Here is a 19,790-nt window from a genome sequence, read left to right as displayed (position 1 = left end):
ACCTTATTCCAAAACCCAATCCCATTCCAAATTTTCGGCTCTCGAGGTAGGTTTTTGTTGGTTATTGGTTAAACGAGATACACTTTTATAGATGTAATTCTTCAATTCTGAAATGTTTATTTTACCGTCGTGCGGATAGCCTGTTCTACTCAGTTCATTTATGGCATTAATAAAACTATAGGTGAATACACCATTGCCCCAATCATCACTTTCAAAAGCAAATTCTTTACCGCCAGCGGCTGAGATTATGAAGGCACCATTACCGCGATCGAGATCATAGAATAAGGTTTGCATCAACTCGAAACTGTCGGCACCTCCTACAGATCTTATTCTAGATCCCTTGGATCCTTTGGCGCCTTCAGGACGATAGCCTTTGACGTTTCTATCAGTGGCAACAGGTTCGGTTATGTCGGAATCATCTAGTTCACCACTATGACAAGCATCGATTAATAGAATTTTCTTTCGTGCAGGGATATCGTCTAGTAAATACTGGATGTTTTCATAAGACAATCCTTTTTCACTTGGGTTGTCGAAGTCTACATCGTGAGTAGCGAAATAAAAATCTTGGTTGTCATCGACTAATCCATGTCCGGAGAAAGAAATAATAACAATATCATTAATGCTTGTTGATTTTAGCTTCTCTTTTAATGATAAAATCTCAGTTTTAGTAGCATTCTTATTGTTGAGCGTATCTATCTGAATTCGTCCTTCAAATTTTTCAGCCATAACTTCAGAAATACTTCGCACGTCAATATCGGCAAATCTTAAATTCATTGAAGTATCTTCATACTGCGATACACCTACTCCGACATAATAAATATTTGGTGGCAGCTGTTCCGAAGTATTTGTGATTTCAAGAGTGATAGGATCACTTTCTATACTATTCTTATCAGAACCGATAATTGTAATCTTGTTAATTCCGCTTGTTAATTCCACAGTAAATACGACCTGTGATTCTGCACTTGTATCTTCATACACCGGAACGCCATTCATGTAAACCATTAGTTGACTAACGTCTTCAGATTTTTTAATCGATAATGACAGTTTTCTGTCACTGGTTACAACCTTAATATCGGTTTTATTCAGTAATTCAATACTTGGTCGTTTCAAACTAAAGTAATCAATATCCTCAGTTAAATTATTGCGTTTAAGACGTTTTAAATAGGCGTCCTTATAGACCTTAACAACTTTCTTATTGGCAAACTCAAGTCGTGATAAAATTATATCAGGACGATTTAAAAATAGCTCATAATTCAAGATTGAGAAGGCATCTTTTCCTTTTACAAAATGATAATTTCTAATATTTTCTTTGGCAGCTTTAAAGTATCCTTCGGGAGTTAGAAATACGGGTTTAATAATATTATTGCGCTCTAATAATTGTATGGTAAGGACTTCCTTTTGTTCATTGAGGTCTAAAACCTTTACACTATTGTTCCAAAGAAGCACATATAATTTATCCTTTAATGCTAGAGTACTATTGATATCACCACCAAAATCTATGGTTTTATAAGGTGATTTTTCGTCCATTTTCCAGAAGAAAAGCTGTGTAGTTAAGGAACTGATGATCTGATTCCGAGGCGCATCGTAAAAACTACTATTTCCTATACTATAAGAATTATAATCAAAATCTTCTTTCAATTTATTAGCCTTCAAACGACCAAGATAAAAGGCATTGTAGCCAGTTTCCCAATTAATGTATAGTAATTGGCCGCCAGAAAATTCATCTGTAATCTGAATTTCCTTAAGAGTTGTAACGAGTTTGCCCGTAGCTATGTCATAAACATAGGTTTTCGATTTTGAATCGATATCAGACATGGCTCCAGGATCGTATACATACAGTTTGGAATCGCCCATTATAAAACACCGATCACTCAGAAAACGCTCTTTGAATGGCAACTTGCGTTTTGAGAGTTCTTGCTTTTCAATATCGAGAACATAATAATGATTGAGATAAGAATCTTTATACAGGATCGCGAACTTTTTATTCTTTGAGACCAATACATTGGTGAAGCTAACAATATCTTTATCTGTTATTTTATTGCTTGTCCAAAGAATATCCTTTGTACCATTATTCTTCACCAATTTACATTGTACATAGGCATTACCATTATTATCACTAAATCCATACGATCTTACGAACATGAGCTGCGACTGACTATCGTAAGGTGATAAGAAGAACCCAGCGGCGTCATGGATATTTGGGTTAAGCTCAATTTCTTGAAATTCGAGACTTTTTAGATTGAGTGTATAGTTACCATCAAATATCAAACTACCAGTCGGATCTATGTTAATTGTTCCAAAATGTTTTGCTTTTGAATTTTGTTTCCATTTGCTTGTGTATTGCAATTCTGGACTGTAAAGCTGCATATTCCATTCATTATCCATATACACAAGTCCTTCCTCAATTGCAAAAAAGTGTTTAAAACTCGAATAATCCTGATAGCGAATCTTTAATATAAAATCGTTTTTCTCATCGTTGGTATTGTTATCCAACTCGAGTACCTTCAGGTCTTGAGAATATTGCTGACCATCTCCTAACAGTAAATACGAAGTGTTTTTGTGATTGATCACATTATAAATATGTGCAGGATTTACATTGGATTGGTGTTCAATTTCAGAAGTCTTCAAATTATGAATATAATGCCCTTGTTCATCATAAGATAATAGCCTATTTCCATAGCGAAACACATTACGCTTATCTGTATATATATCGAATTTTTCAATGGTATTGGTGGCAATATCGTAGGCCCAAACACCTTGTATTTTTCTTTTGGCAATTCTACTGTAGGCCGTTCCTTTGAAATAAACAGTTTTTTCATCGGCATAAACAAGATTGTAATCATACACATATCCTGACTCAAATTTATCATCCCAGATCTTTTCAAAAGTCAATGATTCTGTGTCGACCAACCAAACCGTATGCTCATCTATTCCTATCCATTTTGATCCTTCATAGTTGTGATAAAAATCGGCAAACATGGGATTTTTACCATCTGAAATAGTGTGCTCCGAACTTGTAATTTCACCTGTAGTTATATCTAATTTTCGTAATAAAAACCCATTTATCATATTATCGGGTCTTGAAAAAATTAAAACCGCTTCTCCATTTGCATCGAGATGTGCTTTCGAACTAATTTTTAGATCTATATCGTGTAATTTTTTACGTGCTTTTAATGACCACAATTGAAATTCATCTTGAGAGTTCGTCGACGCCATAAACACAGAATTATCACCACTAAATTGAATTTCATCTCCCTTAAAATCATTATTTTGAAGAAATGGTGAAAAGGTATTGTAAAGTGTGTCAACGCTTTTAACTGCGGCGATTTGATTATATAGTTTTGTGTCCTGAAGGGAATATTTGATCACTCCATTTTTGGTAATGTAATCTTTCTCTTGTTTGTCTTTGGCACTTCCAATTATAAGGCATTCATTTTCATTAATTTTATAGAATCCTCTGGTTCTGTGAAACTCAAAATCTAAAGTATAGATGTTGCTTAAGACTTTGTTTGTTTCATATTGATAATTGGCGATGTTGTCATCTTCAATAACCCAGAACGTTCCGTTATCAACAATGAAATCTTCTTTATCGACATCAACAATCGCGTCTGGTTTACTCAGATCCTTCGAGCTTAAAAAAGTTACTTTTACATCTGGCCGGAAATTCTCCCAGAATTTAGAAGTCTTAGACTGCTTCTTGTAGTAATCTGGCGATATTTTATCTTCAAATAAAACAAAATACTGATCATCCTCAGCAAATTCGATTTCACTAATAATTCGAGGTGTTTTATAGTCTTTTTCAGCTATCAAACTTAAGGTTGAAGTATTTCGAATTTCGAGTTTGTAATGATTTTGATCATCGATAATGCTATCAAAATAAACGATGGCTAACTTTTGATCATTGTTGAATGTTTTAAGGTGCCTGATCTTACCTCTGACTTCAATGGCTATGCCTTCATCATTTCTTATACTCGCACTTTCCGAGTTTTTCATGAATTGTATAAACTCAACCCATTCATCATACTGTTCCTTATTTAATAAGGTATCATTGATGTATAACGACATATTTTCCTTTAATTCTAAGAAACTATTGTCGTTATCCCCGTAAAATATATCTTTCTTAAGTTCATTAAATGCGGTAATTTTTCCGGATTTGAAAGTCAAGGCCGAATAGGTATCAACTAATGAATTATTTCTGAGATCATAGATGTAGTTAATATCCTTTGAAAGATCTTCATTTTCATAACGTGAGTCGAACTCTTCAAGTTCAAAAGTCTTAACCACCAGAAAGTTATCCTCCTTTCGGAACTGTATATTATGAATAGCCGAGTGGCTCTTTCGATCCTTAATGACATTAATGGTATTCTCCAAAGTCATTTTTTCGATATTAAGTAAATACACAGACCTCTTGGAAGCAACAGCGAGAGTCTTATTATCATCACTTAGTACCGAAACATAAATTTGCTCTGGCAGTTCTAAAAAATTGTCTTGAGCTGTCGCTTTTGAAGCGTAAAATAGAATTAAAAAAAATACAGTAATATATCTTGACATTATTGTAGCTATTTACAAAAACCGTAGGTTTGGCAAAGGGTATCCTCTACCTCAGAATCTGATAAACCAAGTGCCCTAAGATCAGTTATCAAATCTGAATAACTTGACTTGAGTTCTTCGTATTCTGAACGTTCAATTAAAGAAAATGTATAAAACGGAATGTTTTTTAGGTTGGGGAATTCTGAAGTCGAAACTGCCCATTCAAATGTGTCACTTTCGGCAAAAATTGGATTGTCCTTATATAAGACAAGTTCATTTCCATTAGTAGCAAATTTGTGAATAGCATCGTTCGCCACATCTTTAATAAACACAAAATATTGCGTAGTATCACTTTCAATTTGCCAGCTAAATTTGAGTTTAGAACTTGCAGTTTTAGTACTATCTCCTGGGAATTCCATTAGAACATCACCTCTAAATACACCACCGATTATTGTTTTACCAGAATCGCGCTTTAGAAGTTCATCCCAGATAAGTTTAAAATATTTTGAAGTCAGTGATTTTTGATCCTCAATAGCCTTATATTTCAATAGATTTGGGTAAGAATAAGTTCCGACATTTTTAATATTAAATGCATCACCCTCAGCATTGATTAGTGTAATATCTGAAGGCGCGGTAACATAGACGGCACTTTTATCATTTAAAAAGTCTCCTTTTTGCAAAGGCCTTTTTTTACCGTTTAATTTACCAATAACGCCGGGTGATGTCTTAAACACACATAGACTATCTTGAGCTTGTAAACCAAGTCCTAAAAAGCAGAATAGTATTATAATAAATGACTTTCCCAATTGAATTTATTGTTTAAATATTTTACCAGGTGCTCATAGTAATCTATCATCTCCACGCCTAGAATAGGCAGTAATATAATCGGCACCACACTAAGATATATATTAGCCTGTAACAACAATAAAGCCAAATACAGTAAAAGCACAGAAATAAGCAATTGAATGATCTTTTCTGATACGTCAAACACAAAACTATTTTTTACATAAAGCTTCATGGAGAAAAATATGGTAAAGAAGCAAATGATAAACGCCAACAAATAGGTAGTAAACTTAGAGACGCGATAAATTAAACTCTGTTTAGATAGCATATTGAGTATATTGGCATGTATCACTACACCAAATGTATCGGGTACTGCTCTACCGACCCATTCAGCATTCAAAGGTGTAAAGTGTTTATCTTCAATATCATATTTTTCATCGCCTTCGCCTAAATAACCGAGGATAATTACAGCATTTTTAAATGCAGGAATCTGTTCAGAATTTAATACTTCTTCAATTTCAAAATTTAGGAAAACATCTTTGTTCCCAATATAATTAATTGGAATAGGCTTTGTTAATTCTTTTAGGGCATAGTCTTCGTCTATGAAGCCTGCTTTTAAAGCCAATTGGGTGGCAAATGCGAATTCTTGATCATTTTGCTCTTTTACACCAAGAAAATCTCGTATCACAGAATTTTGACCTTCAAGATTTAAATTAATATAACCTTTCGTTTCGCCTTTAATTTGAAAATAACTGTGGTTATTAACGATAGAATCTTTCTCATGGTAATAAGCAGTAACTATCTTCTTATTTGACGACAGCGCAGCTTGAAGTATGGAGTCTGTAAACTCTAATCTTCTTTCCTGAAAAATAATGTCTAAGCCTATCGCACTTGGCTCGAACGAATTGATCTTATTAATCAGTTCTGCGAGCTGAAAGCGATCTGCATGCTTTATGTTAACCAGAATGATCTTATCGTTTCGCTGTGTTTTATTAATTCGTTTGGAATAAAAAATATCTGTAAACTTGAAATCCTTGAAAGCCTTTTCAAACGGATCTAAAACAGATAGATTCACAAAAGCATAGTATAAGAACCCAGCAACTAAAAAGGTCATAACTGTGCACAGAAATGCATCGCGATACAAGATCTTATTGACAGGCTTCTTATTCAATTAGTTTGAAATTTTTTCTATTGCGCTTGCTCCATCCGAAATGATGGCGTCCTTATTATCACTAAGCATACTCGGCAATTTATTGATATACTTGCTCTTATTCCCTTCGTATTCTTCGAGTCGAACATTAACTTTTACAACTCCATAATTGTCATTGTCCTCCAATTGCGTAGTTATTGGAATATCATAATACCAAGGCGAAAGAATTGGTTTTTCAATTAAGTTACCTGCGCCATATTTCAGATTTTTGAAATCATACTCTTGTTCGATTAAGGTAGCACTTAGAGGCGTACCATCATCACCTCTCCACTGCCCTTCAATTGAAATAGAAATCTTAGCATTTAAGTCTTCATCTGTATACACCTTCGTTTTTGAAAAGAAAATTCTCAATTCTTTGAAGCTTAATCTGGAAATACCAGGATTCTGAGGATCACTTATTATTTCAACAACAGCAAAAAAATTAAGCATATCATCTTCTTCTAATCTAATGACGTCTTCAACATTTAACGCAGCCGTATTACCTCTAGATTTTGGCAAGGCACTAAAATCATTTTTTACAAAAGATTCCATTTGTGCCTTTTTTTCTGGACTGCTTGGCTTAGAATACTTTTTAATATGAATTTCTTTATAGGTTTTCTCAACCTCACCTAAATCAGTATTATAATAGTTATTTATTGAGAGCGATTGCGAATATGTGCTAACCAATGATTCTGAAGTTTTATCTGCCAAATACTGAGCTCCAAAAAAGACCCCTTGAAGGACAGTCTCAATAAGACCACCTCTAGTATCAGGACGTTTCATTTCTACAACAAACTCTTCGTTAGATTGGATGTTAGACCTTTGATGAACTTTACAAGAACACAAGAGAAAGACTAAAAACAGTGGAACTACTTTTTTCATATGATGTACGTTAGGATTTGTAATTTATAAATTTAATTTTAACCAATGCTGAAAATTAAATACTACTAACAAAAAAGTCGTTCTAAATGCCTTTAAACAGGTTGAATTAATGATGAAAGATCATTAAGGGCAGTATTAAGTTCTTACTGATTTTCGTTTTACTCGAATCACTAAATAGCCGTTCGAAAAACCCTTTAAACTGACCAACTAGTGTAATCATATCTGCATTTTTTGAAAGGTCTTCATCGACTAAAACATTCGATAGAGGCACATTAGTAACTGTCTTATAGGTAAACTTGTTCTCGTTGATAAGTTCTAGCAATAACTCTTTATCGAGATTAATCTTGGATTGAATATTATTCTCTGTCGAGACAAACCTAACCACATTGATAAATGCACCCAATTTAGTAATGAGTTCCATAATATCAACTACCGTTTTATGATCGGCGTAGTCATCGGTATCTAAAGCCAAGACAATATTTTCTGGCTTTCTAAATTTATATCCTTCCGGAACCACCAAAGTGTTACAATCGACGTATCGTAAAATCTTTAAGGCATTACTGCCCATTATAGCTTCTCTTAAGTTGGACGCTCCATTGGTGCCCATAACGACGTACTCAATATTTTCCTTTTCGATATTTTGGTTAACGGCATCAATAAATAAGTCGTAATCTACAACAGCCTTAAAAGTGTGCAACCTTTCGTTAGCATTAAGTTTGAGTTGCTCAACAATCCTGTCAAGCTTTGTTTTGTTCTCTAAGATTAAAACTTCATAAAGACTTTCACCGGCTCGACTTGCCATAAGATCATCTGATGTGTAACTCAATGAATTCTGTACGTTTAGGACATGAAAATCACAGAAGTCGTTATAGAATAATTTCAATGCGTAGTTCATTGCATTTATTGAATTCTCTGAAAAATCGGTAAGTAGAAGTATTCGTTTCATTATTCATTTCTTCTTTCTATGAAATTAAAAAAAGAATTATTAAAAGCTTATGATAATTGTCAGCACCTTATAAATGTAATAATATCTAGCCAAAGCTGATTTATATCATTAAAAGATACGCTTTTAGTTGGTATCTTTTAACTTAAATACCTGAGTTATGATAAAAAGTTTAGATTTTCAGAGGTGCTCCGAAGTACTAAAAAACAACTATATCGGCTATTTGTCGTATATAAGTAACAAACGCCCTTATACCATTCCAATTACTTATTTTTATAATGAGAAGGAACGCTATATCATATGTTATTCGGGGAATGGCCATAAAATTGATGCGATGCGAAAACAACCCAATATTTCTTTGGCCGTTGCTGAAATCTACACAAACAATAAATGGCAGTCGGTTTTAGCCCATGGGCAATATCATGAGATTGATGGTGGACCGGCTAAACTTTATTTACACGAATTCTCTTTAGGTATAAAAGACATCGTTCTTAGAAAAGAACGTAGAGATCTCGATTACATCAGTGAATTTTCAAGTAAAATTTATAATATGGAAATTCCGATCGTCTTTCTGATAAACGTTGATGATATTACGGGTAAGAGTAGATCCTAATTAATCTGGTAATTACTTATTCAAACAAAACAAAAGCTGCCCATTTTTCCGGATGCTTTGCATAACGGCGTGCCATGGCCTGCTGGGTCTTTCTAAACGCTGTTCTTACCTCCATTCCGTCTGCCCAAAACTGATAGAATAATGCCATAAATTCTGAAGTTTCAGTATCTGGCACTTCCCAAAGACTCATAATAATAAGATCTACTCCGGCCATTTTAAATGCGCGTTGAAGGCCATAAACACCCTCACTACCATCTATATCTCCCAAACCGGTTTCGCAGGCACTTAAAACCACCAGATCTGTATTAGATAGATCGAGATTAGAAATTTCTAAGGCTGTTAATATACCATCTTCTTTTGCATAAGGATTAAAGCCATTTTTCCAAGCATAATTGCCGCCAGCAAATATTAATCCAGATCGTAGTAGTGGATCTTCAGAATAGGTATAAGGATTTAATTCTGCTCCATTCAAGGCGATTTCATTTGTTTTTTCAAAATTCTCATAAAAGAATCCGTGGGTCGCAATATGAATTACCTTCGGACTATTTCCGTCGAGACTTTTAAAATCAGATTCAGTGGCTTCCTCCCCTACTACTTTTTTATAATTAATACCTTTTTTATCAAAATCCTTTGCCAAGTCTGATACCTCCGTCAACGACCCAGGTAAAAATTCCCAGAAATCTCCTTTCTTATTACTTGATTTGCTAGCCTTGAAACTTTCTAAATTGGCAATATTAGATTGTGATACCTCTTGCTCTTTATCGGTCGAAACATAGTTATAATCAATTCCACCGTAAACATAAATATTGTTTGGAAGGTTGAAGTTTTGGCGCTCTTTTAGTTTTCCGGTATTACTCAATCTTATGAGCTTATATTGGTCGATAAGCCTATTACCTTCATCAGTAGACAAAGCTGCAAAAGGAATTTGATTTAGAATTCCGCTTGGTGAAAAATAAATAGTATTAACATTTTCTAACTCGGACTCCAATGGTTTCCAAACAAGTGTAAATATATTTTCGAAATCTGTAATTCTTTTCCCTTTTGACCCTCGTGTTTTGTAGAGTTCGTTCGGTGATTTATTTTTTATTGAAGCAAGTAATTCTTGCTCTTTGAAGAGGCTTATCATTTTAGGTCGTTCCCAATCTTTTTTATAAAGATATGCTACGTAATATGTGTCTCCTCGATCCTCTTTTTTTGAAGATTTAAAACTCGAAAATTCAATGGCTATATCTTCAGGTTTTAGCTGGTTTTTTAATGATTTCCAGTCATTTTCTAAGGTGCTATTATTTGAGTTTACTTTTGAATAAATAGCGGTCAATTCAGCCTCTCTTTTATTAAGCTCTTCATTAAGACTATCGAGCTGTCGACTGCTATTCGATTTACCTGAACTGATCATCCCTGAAACTTCAGATCTAAGCTGCTTGTAGGCTAAAACCTTACTAATTGTAGCTGCATCAGAGGTTTTTAATAATTCGTCAATGATCTGTTTAGATTGAGAGAGTAATAAATTTTTTAATAGCAATTGGTTGTTCAGGTTAATTTCAATAAGCTCGTCACTTAATGCACTATTGTTGAGGGCCAATGCCTGTAATTCATCAAAATCTGGTTTCAGTGTTTTAATAAATTCCTTGTTTTCTTTTTCTGTCCGAAACTTAAATATCTTGTCTATTTGTTTTATAGTTATAGTATTGTGCTCTTTAAGGTATTCTAAGGCCTTTCTCGGATTTGAATTCAACAATTGGGCTTTACCCAATTGCTTTAAATAAGTACCATAATCTTGATGGTCTTTACCAAGGCGATTGGCAATATCATTTTCAAATTTTTTTAGAAGTTGTAATGCGTCGTCGTATTTTCCGGTTTTAAGGTAGGCCTCTGCAAGATCTTGTTGCTTTCTGTAATATCTTATAGGGTCCAGAACTGAATTATCCTCCGATAGTTTTATCCCTCTTTTCAGCGTATTTATTGCATCATCGTATCGTTCTAAGGCCAGTAAAGATCGGGCGTAGTTGTTTAAATAAAATCCGTATTCAGAATGACTTTGATTAATATCATCTAATTGATCCATCAGCTCTAAGGCCTTCAAAAATAGTTGTTCAGCTTCTACGAATTCTCCCTTTTTAAGATGCATTTGACCTTTAGCATCGATTAATTGTGCGAAGTCTGAACTTTGTGATTTATTGAGGTTTTCGTAAGCTTTAATGGCCTTATTATAATTGAGTAATGCGTTATCATAATCTCCCATTTCAGTCTGATAATAGGCCAAATTTTGAAGTCGCTTTGGGTATTCTATTTCTTCAGGTGATGTATTGTTGAGAACCTCCGTAATAATTTGAATTGATTTTTCATAATTCCCTAAGTTATCATAGGCCACCGCCAAATTATTATTCGCATTAATTAAAAATTTGTGGTAATTGGGATTCTTATTTAAAATATCTTTAAACTGATTCAACATCTTAATTTCTTCCTGATATTGATTTGTGCCGTTATAGAGTAAGGACATTGTAAAAAGAGCACTCGCATAATTGAAACTCGTATCTCTAACATGTGCTGGATAGTGTTCTAATAAGTCATTCTGAATATCGAAACCTTCCTTGTATCTACCTAATCGCCAATAAATTATACTCAGGCTATTGAGCTTTTTGAGATACTCAGTACTGCTTTCGCCATAAATAGTCTTTACAATATCAATGGCCTTTTTGTTGTATTCTATAGCCTCAGAAAGCTTTCCATCTCTTCGAAGTGAAATTGATAAGGCGTTCAGTGTTTTGGTATAATCATCATTTTCTTTTCCAACAGAATTTTCTAAAACTCTCAGGCGCTTTTTGAAGGTCTGAATCGCATTTTCATAATCGCCCATACTCCTATAATTCAAACCCTGTAAATACAATAAATTGGAATAATGCTCATCCGAATTTAGTTGATTGAAGTCGAGACAGGCAATGGCGCGTTCAAAATACTTAGCGGCATTTTTTCTCTCCTTGGTTTTAACGTAAGTCTTGGCCAAGGTTTCTGCAATTTCGCAAAGATTATTATTTGATGAATTAGAAGCATTCAATATGGAATAGGCTCTTTCCATATGCTTTAATGCTAGTTCTGTTCGATTGCTATCTAGTTGAATTTGAGCGTATTTATAATGTCTTTTCCAAGAGTTTGAATTAAGACTAGGTTGCCCAGATGAGCATGCTAAAGCCATCAAAAGTAAAAAACAGATTGTAGCAAATCTGCAAAACGAATGCCTGAACCCTTTCAAAACTAAACCGAACTATTGATTTATAACCTTAAAGGTTTTAGATATATTAGCACTCATCAGTTTAAAGAAATATACGCCTGATGGTAAATCTGAAATATCTATACGGTCTAAGTCTGAATCTACCCTATTCACTAAAGCTCCAGTTAGAGAATAGATTTGTATTTGATCTAGTTGATTAATATCTCCAGAAATATTCACAATACCGTTTGAAGGGTTTGGATATAGCGAATAGCGTTGAATATTATTAATACTTTCTGAAGACAAAGTTGCCCCAGTACTATTAAATGAATCGTTAATGATCAAGGTTCTTAATTCTGGAAGACAATTAGTAATTTCTGAACCACCATTTAATAAACCACAAACTGTGGCTGTAGTAAATTTATTGTCATAAATACCACCACTTTCAAATTCGAGGGATGGATTCTCATTTATATCAGAATATCTAATTTTAATATGACACAACTTCTCTAAGGTATTGGTAACATTATCATCTGAAAATGTATTCGTACTGTAATCTTGCTTGAATCTTATCGAAAATCGACTAATATCTGCATCATTAATATTGTCAAAAACCTGAGGATTGGTATAAATTTTAGCATTTGCATCTGAATCAGTACCCTGACCTAATATATATCCATCTGGAGCTGTGACTTCAATTTGTTCATAAGCATCTACATACTTTCCGAAAGCTGCATCGTTATACCGAATAAATACTTTACCATCACCTAGCTTAAAACTACTACCCATATCGGTGGTATTGATCATTATATCAACCTCGTAATAATCGTAGGTTCCGTCATTGGTGTTTTGCGCATTAGCAAAAGATATATCTATTGATTCACTGCTACAACCTATTTCATCGATCATTAAATCTAATTCATTCGCTGTACTGTCAAAATAAGTATAAAAACTCGTAGTAGTAATCGGAAAATCGATTCCGTAATAGTAAGCATCACTCCAAAAGCCATCTAAATCTCTAATTTGGTCCATCACAAACACATTAAACATTTCATCAAAACTCGTAACGGACTCGCCTGGACATATATAAATTACTTCCTCCTCGATGCTTCCATTTAAATCGGGATTCATACAAATATTAATTTCTACGCTATCCTCACATGTTCCACTATCTACTATATAATTGAAGGTAAACAACTCACCCAGACCAGAACCTGTATTTGGAAAATCGGCATCATCGTCATCCTCATCATCAGCAGATAAGTTGATTACTTTTGGACCTCTCGGACCAAACGGTCCACTTAAAAATTGCCAACGCCTAGTAGTAAAATTTGGTGTTCTACCTGTGCTTAATAAAAAATTATCTACGGCCGTATTTAGTTGAATATTTTCACCATTTTCTATGCATTGTAGCCAATTGCTATCAGGATCATCATTAAAGTAATCTTCTTCATCACCTGCAAAACAATAGGTGTCTGCTATTCGGAAATCATCAAATGCAAAACCAGATAATGAACTACCGGGCGTTTCGTCTTTAAAGACAATTCCGAATACAACATTTGTCTCATCAATAAAGCTGTCTAATGAATATGCAGCTGTTTGCCAATCAGACATATCGCACCAAGATGGAGTAGAGTAATTACAATCATACCAATTGACCTCATCATTAAAACTCCCTAAAGTTTGCCAATTCACGCCACCATCAGTAGAAATTATAACATACGCTAAGTCATTAGCAGGCGTATTTACATAAATATTGAATTGCAAATAAGGTGTTGCTAAACCTGTAAGATCGAATACGGGGCTTTGCACCCATCCGAACTCACCACTTTGAGTAATTCCGTCCAAATTTGTAACCCAGGCGTTGACTCCAGACGTCGGTGTAAAAAATAAAGTGGGTTCTCCCAGTTCCCACGTTGTGTTTAGCCCTTGAAATGTATTTGGACCTTGAACAACTGTCCACCCAGCGGCTCCGGATTCAAAATCTTCAAGAAAAGGATAAGAATTAATTTGTGCGTTTAAACCAATAGCAAACAGCATTAAAAATGGCAATAGCAGTGGTTTAAAAATGATTGTTGAGTTAATAGCGAGTCTCATTTTTAAAAATTAATGGAGATAAAGCTGTGGAGATATGGGATTTATACTACAAAATAGAACAAAATTTTACGAATTAAAAATTACATATGTTATTTATTAAAAATTCTCGGTGAATTTTCAAAAACTCTGATAGACGGGAAGAAAACCACTAAACAAGTAGAACGGAAACTGTGACAAAGCTCCGCTTTGAAAATAATTCAAACAAAAAAACGCTCAAGCAAGCTTGGCGTTTTTTCTTATTGAATTATTTTTTCGTGACCTCGGCAGGATTCAAACCTGCAACCTTCTGAGCCGTAATCAGATGCGCTATTCAGTTGCGCCACGAGGCCGTTTTAAAGTGGCTGCAAATATAAGACAATTATTAAAAAACAACCAAACTATTTATTTCAAAAATTGTAATTGCTATTTTTGAATTATGGATAAAAAAGAACTACTCCAACCCTACCAATACTTATTCGACTCCGAAATTATTGACAGTATTGCCGAGGTGGCTTCTGTCAAATCTTTCAAAAAACAAGACATCATCATAGATATTGGTCAAGAGCTTCATTTTATCCCTCTTTTAATTGAAGGCAATATAAAAGTATTACGCGAGGACGATCATGGTGACGAACTCTTACTTTATGTTCTAGAATCTGGGGATACTTGTGCCATGTCATTAACATGCTGCATGGCCAAATCACAAAGTAAAATTAGAGCAATTGCAGATGACGATGTTACTCTGCTCATGATACCTATTGATAAAATGCGCCAGTGGTTTCATACTAATGAAAGTTGGAGAAATTTCATATTACAAAGCTATCAGATTCGATTTGATGAAATGCTAGAGACCATCGATACCTTGGCCTTTATGAAAATGGACGAACGGTTATTCAAGTATTTAACTGATAAAGTAAAACTTACTGCTTCAACAGACTTGGAAATAACCCATCAGGAAATCGCCGAAGATCTCCATACATCGCGAGTTGTCATCTCTCGATTACTGAAACAGTTAGAAAAAGAAAATAAGATCAAACTAGGAAGAAATAGAATTTCAATAATAGAGTTTTAGTAACTTTTGTCACAAAGACTCCTACAAAGAGTTCTATTTTTGCATAAAAATTTAATATGGAATACATCTTAGAACCATGGCCGTGGTACGTTTCAGGGCCATTAATAGCTATAGTGATGTTTCTTCTACTTTACTTTGGAAGAACTTTCGGAATGTCATCAAATCTCAGAACGCTATGTGCCATCGGTGGTGCTGGTAAAAAAGTAGAGTTCTTTAAGTTCGATTGGAAAGCGCAACGTTGGAATCTCGTGGTGGTACTCGGCGCTATTGTTGGTGGATTTATAGCTCACTTTTATTTGTCTAATCCAATAGATATCGACCTAAGTGAAAACACCATAAGCGATTTGAATAATCTCGGATTTACAAACGCTGGAGACAGTCTTTTACCACCTGAACTTTTCAGTTGGGAAAATGTTTTCACCTTAAAAGGACTAAGCATTCTTATTATCGGAGGGCTTCTAGTTGGTTTCGGAACACGTTATGCCGGAGGTTGTACATCTGGCCATGCCATCACAGGATTGAGTAGCTTACAATTACCTTCTTTGATCGCCGTGATTGGATTTTTCTTAGGCGGGTTATTAATGATTCATTTAATTTATCCAATACTATTTTAACATGGGAAAGTATATTAAATTCTTTTTAGTTGGCATTTTCTTCGGAATTGTTCTAGTAAAATCAGAGGCTGTTTCATGGTATCGCATTTTTGAAATGTTTAAGTTCCAATCTTTTCATATGTACGGCATTATAGGAACCGCAGTAGTATCGGGAGTATTGTTTTTATTGATCGCGAAACAGTTCAACATAAAAACTATAGAAGGCAATTCTATTAAAGTTCCACTAAAAGCAAAAGGCCTGTCGAGGTATATTATTGGTGGAACAATTTTTGGACTTGGTTGGGCACTCTGTGGCGCATGCCCTGGACCAATGTATATTTTAGTTGGAACCGGAACAATTTCAATGATAATTGTCATTGCAGCCGCAATTCTGGGAACCTATCTTTACGGCGTTTTAAAAGATAAATTGCCACATTAATACGTTCTTTACAACCTCAGTTTAGCTGAATTGTAAGCAACTGTTTTTAAAGACTATGTGACTATTATCACATTTCTAATATCGAACTTTTGTAAATTTGTATAACATTATTGAATTATGAAAATTGAACAATTATATACAGGATGTTTAGCTCAAGGAGCTTACTATATCGAGTCTGAAGGTGAAGTTGCTATAATTGACCCTTTACGCGAAACTCAACAATACATTGATAAGGCTAATGCAAATAATGCCAAAATTAAATATATACTCGAAACACATTTTCATGCTGATTTTGTTTCTGGACACGTGGATCTTGCGAAAAAGACCGGAGCAACCATAGTATTTGGACCAGGAGCATCTACTGAATACGACATTCATTCAGCAAAAGATGGCGAAGAATTAAAACTTGGTAAGCTTACCTTTAAAGTGTTACACACACCAGGTCATACATTAGAATCAGTGACTTACCTTTTGAAGGATGAAAATGGCAAAGACCATGCAATTTTTTCAGGTGACACCTTATTCTTAGGTGACGTAGGAAGACCAGATCTAGCCATTAAATCGCATTTAACCAAAGAGGATTTAGCTGGCATGTTGTACGATTCGCTTCGTACTAAAATTATGCCACTTACAGATGATGTTATTGTTTATCCGGCACACGGTGCAGGTTCGGCCTGTGGAAAAAATTTGAGTAAAGAAACCGTTGGGGTTTTAGGTGAACAAAAACAGACCAATTATGCCTTGCGCGCAAATATGACCAAAGATGAATTTGTAACTGAGGTACTTGATGGTATTGCACCACCACCTCAATATTTTGCGAAAAATGCCATGATGAATAAGATGGGATACGACACATTTGATTCTATCTTAAGCACTGGTGATACACCTTTGAGTCCAGAAGAATTTGAAGCACTTGCCAATCATGAATCGGCATTAGTTCTAGATGTTAGAACGCAATCAGATTATGTTAAGGGTCATATCCCGAATTCTATTTTTATTGGATTAAATGGTCAATTCGCTCCTTGGGTCGGAGCATTGATCACAGATATAAAACAGCCTATAATCTTGGTTGTACCTGAAGGAAAATCCGCAGAGGCAGTAACGCGATTATCGCGTGTTGGTTACGATAACACCTTGGGATTCCTTGAAGGCGGAATAGAAGCTTGGGCTGCTTCAGGCAGAGACGTCGATACATTAGAGTCTATTTCTGCAGAAGAATTCGCGTCTAGAGCAAAAGCTTCAGAAATAAATGTTCTCGATGTTAGAAAAGATGGTGAATACAGTAGCATGCATTTAGAACAAGCTCAGCATTTACCCTTAGATTATATTAACGACAATATGAACGAAATCTCGAAAGATAAAACTTATTATATCCATTGTGCTGGCGGTTATCGTTCGGTTATTGCAGCTTCGATCCTCAAAGCACGAGGCTTTAATCACCTTATTGATATTGCTGGAGGATTTGGAGCCATTAAAAAGACTGATCTTCCGACAACAGATTTCGTTTGTCCATCAACACTATAATAATGGAAAGTACATTAAAAATACAAAATTTGAAGTGCGGTGGTTGTGCTAACACTATTGTTACGCAACTCTCCAAACTCATAGGAATATCGAAGGTCGAAGTCAACAACGACACTGATGAAGTCAATTTTAGTTACAACTCTGAAACTGAATTTGAATCTGTTAAAAAGAAATTATCAGATCTTGGTTATCCCATGGTTGGAGAATCTAACCCACTTCCTAAAAAGGCCAAGTCCTTTGTGAGTTGTGCCATAGGTAGAATGACAAAATAAAAAATCCCACTTCGGTGGGATTTTTTTATACGATTTCTGCGCTTAGTCCTGCCTGAAGCAGCTTAGAACACCGCGGTTTTAAATCTTCATACGATCCTGTTTTCACCGTACATTTTCCTTTATAGTGAACAATGATTGAACACTGCTCGGCTTGTTCAGGAGTATGGTCACAGGCATAGATTAAGGTGTCAATAACATGATCGAAGGTATTGACATCATCATTAAATAAAACGATCTCGTTCTGTTTCAGGACATCCTCTTTCAGTAATAGCTCTTCTTGTTCTTTTTCTTGAAATTTCATAGCTCAAAAGTGATTTAAGCTAATTTAAGGAATAATTGTCACTAATAATATAAATGGTTAATATTTAGTTGAATGTTCCACTATAAAAGCAAATGAGCCACTTATTTTGAAAGTAACCCATTTGCACAAGATAACTAATTACTAAGCTAATCTTTTTATGCCACTAGTTACATGGTCCTATAAGTGTCCAACCTCCAGAAACACGCTCGTAAAGATTTCCGAAGTAAGTCACTCGATCACCAATACTGTAGCTTACACCGCTTTGCCATTCAGACACGCCGTCGCATGGTCCGGTTGGTGTTACGGGATACATATATTCTAAAGCAATGATATCATTACCATTAAATTCTCCGTCCTCACTCGTTGAAAAACAAGCTTGCATAACGGATGTCACATCTCTTCCTGTCGGTGTACCAGGTATATGTACAGCACCATCAGAACCTGATCCTTCGTTACCTTGTGCCTGTGGCGGACAACTTAAACGATCAAACCAGTCCGAATGACGGAATCCTATGGAGTGCCCAATCTCATGCGTAATAACATGCTCATTCACATTAGTCGAAAACTGCTCAATACCATAGATCTGTACAAATTTGTTTGGTCTCCCATCAGAAGTTGGAAAACCTGCCACACCACCAGTACCACTTGGATTATTTACGGTATTGTCGTAGACTACCATATCAGCAGCCTGATAGTTGGTACCAAAGGTTAAGTTGAACTGAAGGGTTGTATTCAAATTATTGAAATTATTTACAGCCCATTGTAAAGCCGTTTGTGCTTTACTTGATAGTGCCTGACTTCCACCTGTATAACCAAGAATATCAATATTTAAATTTGCACCCTCAACTAGGTTAAACGTACTGTATTGGCGATCTAGACCGCTACCTCCATTGAGTAATAAATCGAGTTCTTCTTGTGTGAAAGTGATATCGCTCCCGATATAAATACGGTCTTCAATGGTGCCATCCGGTAAATGGAAAGCCCCTTTTGATACTAATCCGACATCAATATCTAAAGATCTAATTGCATCTAGTAAATCACTATCAGTTACCAATGTTCGGTTTTCTAGGTTGTTCATGTTAATAATAATATCCTCTGAATTTGTAATGTCTTCAGAAACTTCGTCTTTCTGACAAGCCGTAAAAACAAGTGCAAAAGCAGATATGGCCAAAGCCCAATACTTTATTATTCTTTTCATTTTTAATGTATTAAATTAATGATTTGTTTGAATCGCTTACGTAAACAAGGGTGTAGGAATTCTGTGTAAACATAAAGGGAATTGTTTACCTAAAAATCTACAAGCAAATAATATTATTTGACCTAAAATTAGAAAATTAAAAAGAAAAAGAATTACGGAAAAACCGC

At 34.9% G+C, this 19,790-nt stretch carries 15 protein-coding genes and 1 tRNA gene; 6 read left to right on the top strand and 10 right to left on the bottom strand.

What is annotated here, in order from left to right; all coding sequences use genetic code 11:
• Positions 1 to 3: 3 nt before the first annotated feature.
• The 5 genes from DDY94_RS07365 to DDY94_RS07345 form a co-directional block, all read right to left on the bottom strand.
• Positions 4 to 4,551 (bottom strand): caspase family protein, encoded by a 4,548-nt coding sequence (locus DDY94_RS07365; RefSeq protein ID WP_111683418.1) that lies wholly within the window; start codon positions 4,549 to 4,551, stop codon positions 4 to 6.
• A gap of 8 nt (positions 4,552 to 4,559) precedes the next feature.
• Complete coding sequence (locus DDY94_RS07360; protein ID WP_111683417.1) at positions 4,560 to 5,336, bottom strand: hypothetical protein; 777 nt, start codon at positions 5,334 to 5,336, stop codon at positions 4,560 to 4,562.
• A complete protein-coding gene (locus DDY94_RS07355) occupies positions 5,315 to 6,484 on the bottom strand; it encodes a CHASE2 domain-containing protein (RefSeq protein WP_157957274.1) in 1,170 nt (389 codons plus the stop codon). Before DDY94_RS07355 ends, DDY94_RS07360 begins: the two co-directional genes overlap by 22 nt.
• The gene (locus DDY94_RS07350) at positions 6,485 to 7,384 is read right to left on the bottom strand and encodes a hypothetical protein (RefSeq protein ID WP_157957273.1); all 900 of its coding nucleotides are present in this window, start codon (positions 7,382 to 7,384) and stop codon (positions 6,485 to 6,487) included. It abuts the gene before it with no gap.
• 106 nt (positions 7,385 to 7,490) lie between these two features.
• Positions 7,491 to 8,330 (bottom strand): universal stress protein, encoded by an 840-nt coding sequence (locus tag DDY94_RS07345; RefSeq protein WP_111683414.1) that lies wholly within the window; start codon positions 8,328 to 8,330, stop codon positions 7,491 to 7,493.
• Positions 8,331 to 8,487: 157 nt separating this feature from the next.
• Here DDY94_RS07345 and DDY94_RS07340 point away from each other — a divergent pair, with 157 nt between their 5' ends.
• Entirely contained in the window at positions 8,488 to 8,940 is a 453-nt protein-coding gene (locus tag DDY94_RS07340; protein ID WP_111683413.1) for a pyridoxamine 5'-phosphate oxidase family protein, read from the top strand.
• A gap of 16 nt (positions 8,941 to 8,956) precedes the next feature.
• Here the strand turns inward: DDY94_RS07340 and DDY94_RS07335 are convergent, their stop codons facing one another.
• The 3 genes from DDY94_RS07335 to DDY94_RS07325 form a co-directional block, all read right to left on the bottom strand.
• Positions 8,957 to 12,133 (bottom strand): CHAT domain-containing protein, encoded by a 3,177-nt coding sequence (locus tag DDY94_RS07335; RefSeq protein WP_111683412.1) that lies wholly within the window; start codon positions 12,131 to 12,133, stop codon positions 8,957 to 8,959.
• A gap of 69 nt (positions 12,134 to 12,202) precedes the next feature.
• Entirely contained in the window at positions 12,203 to 14,245 is a 2,043-nt protein-coding gene (locus DDY94_RS07330; protein ID WP_111683411.1) for a T9SS type A sorting domain-containing protein, read from the bottom strand.
• A 255-nt stretch (positions 14,246 to 14,500) separates the two neighbouring features.
• Positions 14,501 to 14,574: transfer RNA gene (locus DDY94_RS07325), tRNA-Arg, on the bottom strand.
• 86 nt (positions 14,575 to 14,660) lie between these two features.
• On the opposite strand from DDY94_RS07325, the gene DDY94_RS07320 reads away from it, so the two are divergent.
• The 5 genes from DDY94_RS07320 (at position 14,661) to DDY94_RS07300 (ending at position 18,124) form a co-directional block, all read left to right on the top strand.
• Entirely contained in the window at positions 14,661 to 15,296 is a 636-nt protein-coding gene (locus tag DDY94_RS07320; RefSeq protein ID WP_111683410.1) for a Crp/Fnr family transcriptional regulator, read from the top strand.
• 56 nt (positions 15,297 to 15,352) lie between these two features.
• Positions 15,353 to 15,910: a YeeE/YedE family protein gene (locus DDY94_RS07315; RefSeq protein ID WP_111683409.1), complete on the top strand. Its 558-nt coding sequence runs from the start codon at positions 15,353 to 15,355 to the stop codon at positions 15,908 to 15,910.
• Position 15,911: 1 nt separating this feature from the next.
• Complete coding sequence (locus DDY94_RS07310; RefSeq protein ID WP_111683408.1) at positions 15,912 to 16,328, top strand: DUF6691 family protein; 417 nt, start codon at positions 15,912 to 15,914, stop codon at positions 16,326 to 16,328.
• 117 nt (positions 16,329 to 16,445) lie between these two features.
• Entirely contained in the window at positions 16,446 to 17,852 is a 1,407-nt protein-coding gene (locus DDY94_RS07305) for an MBL fold metallo-hydrolase (protein WP_111683407.1), read from the top strand.
• Positions 17,853 to 17,854: 2 nt separating this feature from the next.
• Entirely contained in the window at positions 17,855 to 18,124 is a 270-nt protein-coding gene (locus DDY94_RS07300; RefSeq protein WP_111683406.1) for a heavy-metal-associated domain-containing protein, read from the top strand.
• A 25-nt stretch (positions 18,125 to 18,149) separates the two neighbouring features.
• Here DDY94_RS07300 and DDY94_RS07295 read toward each other — a convergent pair whose 3' ends face one another.
• Positions 18,150 to 18,425 carry an ATP-dependent Clp protease adaptor ClpS gene (locus DDY94_RS07295; protein ID WP_111683405.1) on the bottom strand — a complete coding sequence of 92 codons (276 nt, stop codon included), beginning with the start codon at positions 18,423 to 18,425 and terminating at the stop codon, positions 18,150 to 18,152.
• Positions 18,426 to 18,588: 163 nt separating this feature from the next.
• A complete protein-coding gene (locus DDY94_RS07290) occupies positions 18,589 to 19,623 on the bottom strand; it encodes a M57 family metalloprotease (protein WP_111683404.1) in 1,035 nt (344 codons plus the stop codon).
• Positions 19,624 to 19,790 lie beyond the last annotated feature (167 nt).

Source organism: Winogradskyella tangerina (genome assembly GCF_003260205.1).
In the GTDB taxonomy this organism is placed as follows: Bacteria; Bacteroidota; Bacteroidia; order Flavobacteriales; family Flavobacteriaceae; genus Winogradskyella; species Winogradskyella tangerina.
This window is presented reverse-complemented; position numbering and strand designations above follow the sequence as displayed.

Bases quoted from the DNA above. Each gene is read 5' to 3' on its own strand.
- DDY94_RS07365 (WP_111683418.1), bottom strand. From the start codon at position 4,551: ATGTCAAGATATATTACTGTATTTTTTTTAATTCTATTTTACGCTTCA.
- DDY94_RS07320 (WP_111683410.1), top strand. From the start codon at position 14,661: ATGGATAAAAAAGAACTACTCCAACCCTACCAATACTTATTCGACTCC.
- DDY94_RS07350 (WP_157957273.1), bottom strand. From the start codon at position 7,384: ATGAAAAAAGTAGTTCCACTGTTTTTAGTCTTTCTCTTGTGTTCTTGT.
- DDY94_RS07300 (WP_111683406.1), top strand. From the start codon at position 17,855: ATGGAAAGTACATTAAAAATACAAAATTTGAAGTGCGGTGGTTGTGCT.
- DDY94_RS07335 (WP_111683412.1), bottom strand. From the start codon at position 12,133: ATGGCTTTAGCATGCTCATCTGGGCAACCTAGTCTTAATTCAAACTCT.
- DDY94_RS07290 (WP_111683404.1), bottom strand. From the start codon at position 19,623: ATGAAAAGAATAATAAAGTATTGGGCTTTGGCCATATCTGCTTTTGCA.
- DDY94_RS07310 (WP_111683408.1), top strand. From the start codon at position 15,912: ATGGGAAAGTATATTAAATTCTTTTTAGTTGGCATTTTCTTCGGAATT.
- DDY94_RS07295 (WP_111683405.1), bottom strand. From the start codon at position 18,425: ATGAAATTTCAAGAAAAAGAACAAGAAGAGCTATTACTGAAAGAGGAT.
- DDY94_RS07315 (WP_111683409.1), top strand. From the start codon at position 15,353: ATGGAATACATCTTAGAACCATGGCCGTGGTACGTTTCAGGGCCATTA.
- DDY94_RS07330 (WP_111683411.1), bottom strand. From the start codon at position 14,245: ATGAGACTCGCTATTAACTCAACAATCATTTTTAAACCACTGCTATTG.
- DDY94_RS07340 (WP_111683413.1), top strand. From the start codon at position 8,488: ATGATAAAAAGTTTAGATTTTCAGAGGTGCTCCGAAGTACTAAAAAAC.
- DDY94_RS07305 (WP_111683407.1), top strand. From the start codon at position 16,446: ATGAAAATTGAACAATTATATACAGGATGTTTAGCTCAAGGAGCTTAC.
- DDY94_RS07345 (WP_111683414.1), bottom strand. From the start codon at position 8,330: ATGAAACGAATACTTCTACTTACCGATTTTTCAGAGAATTCAATAAAT.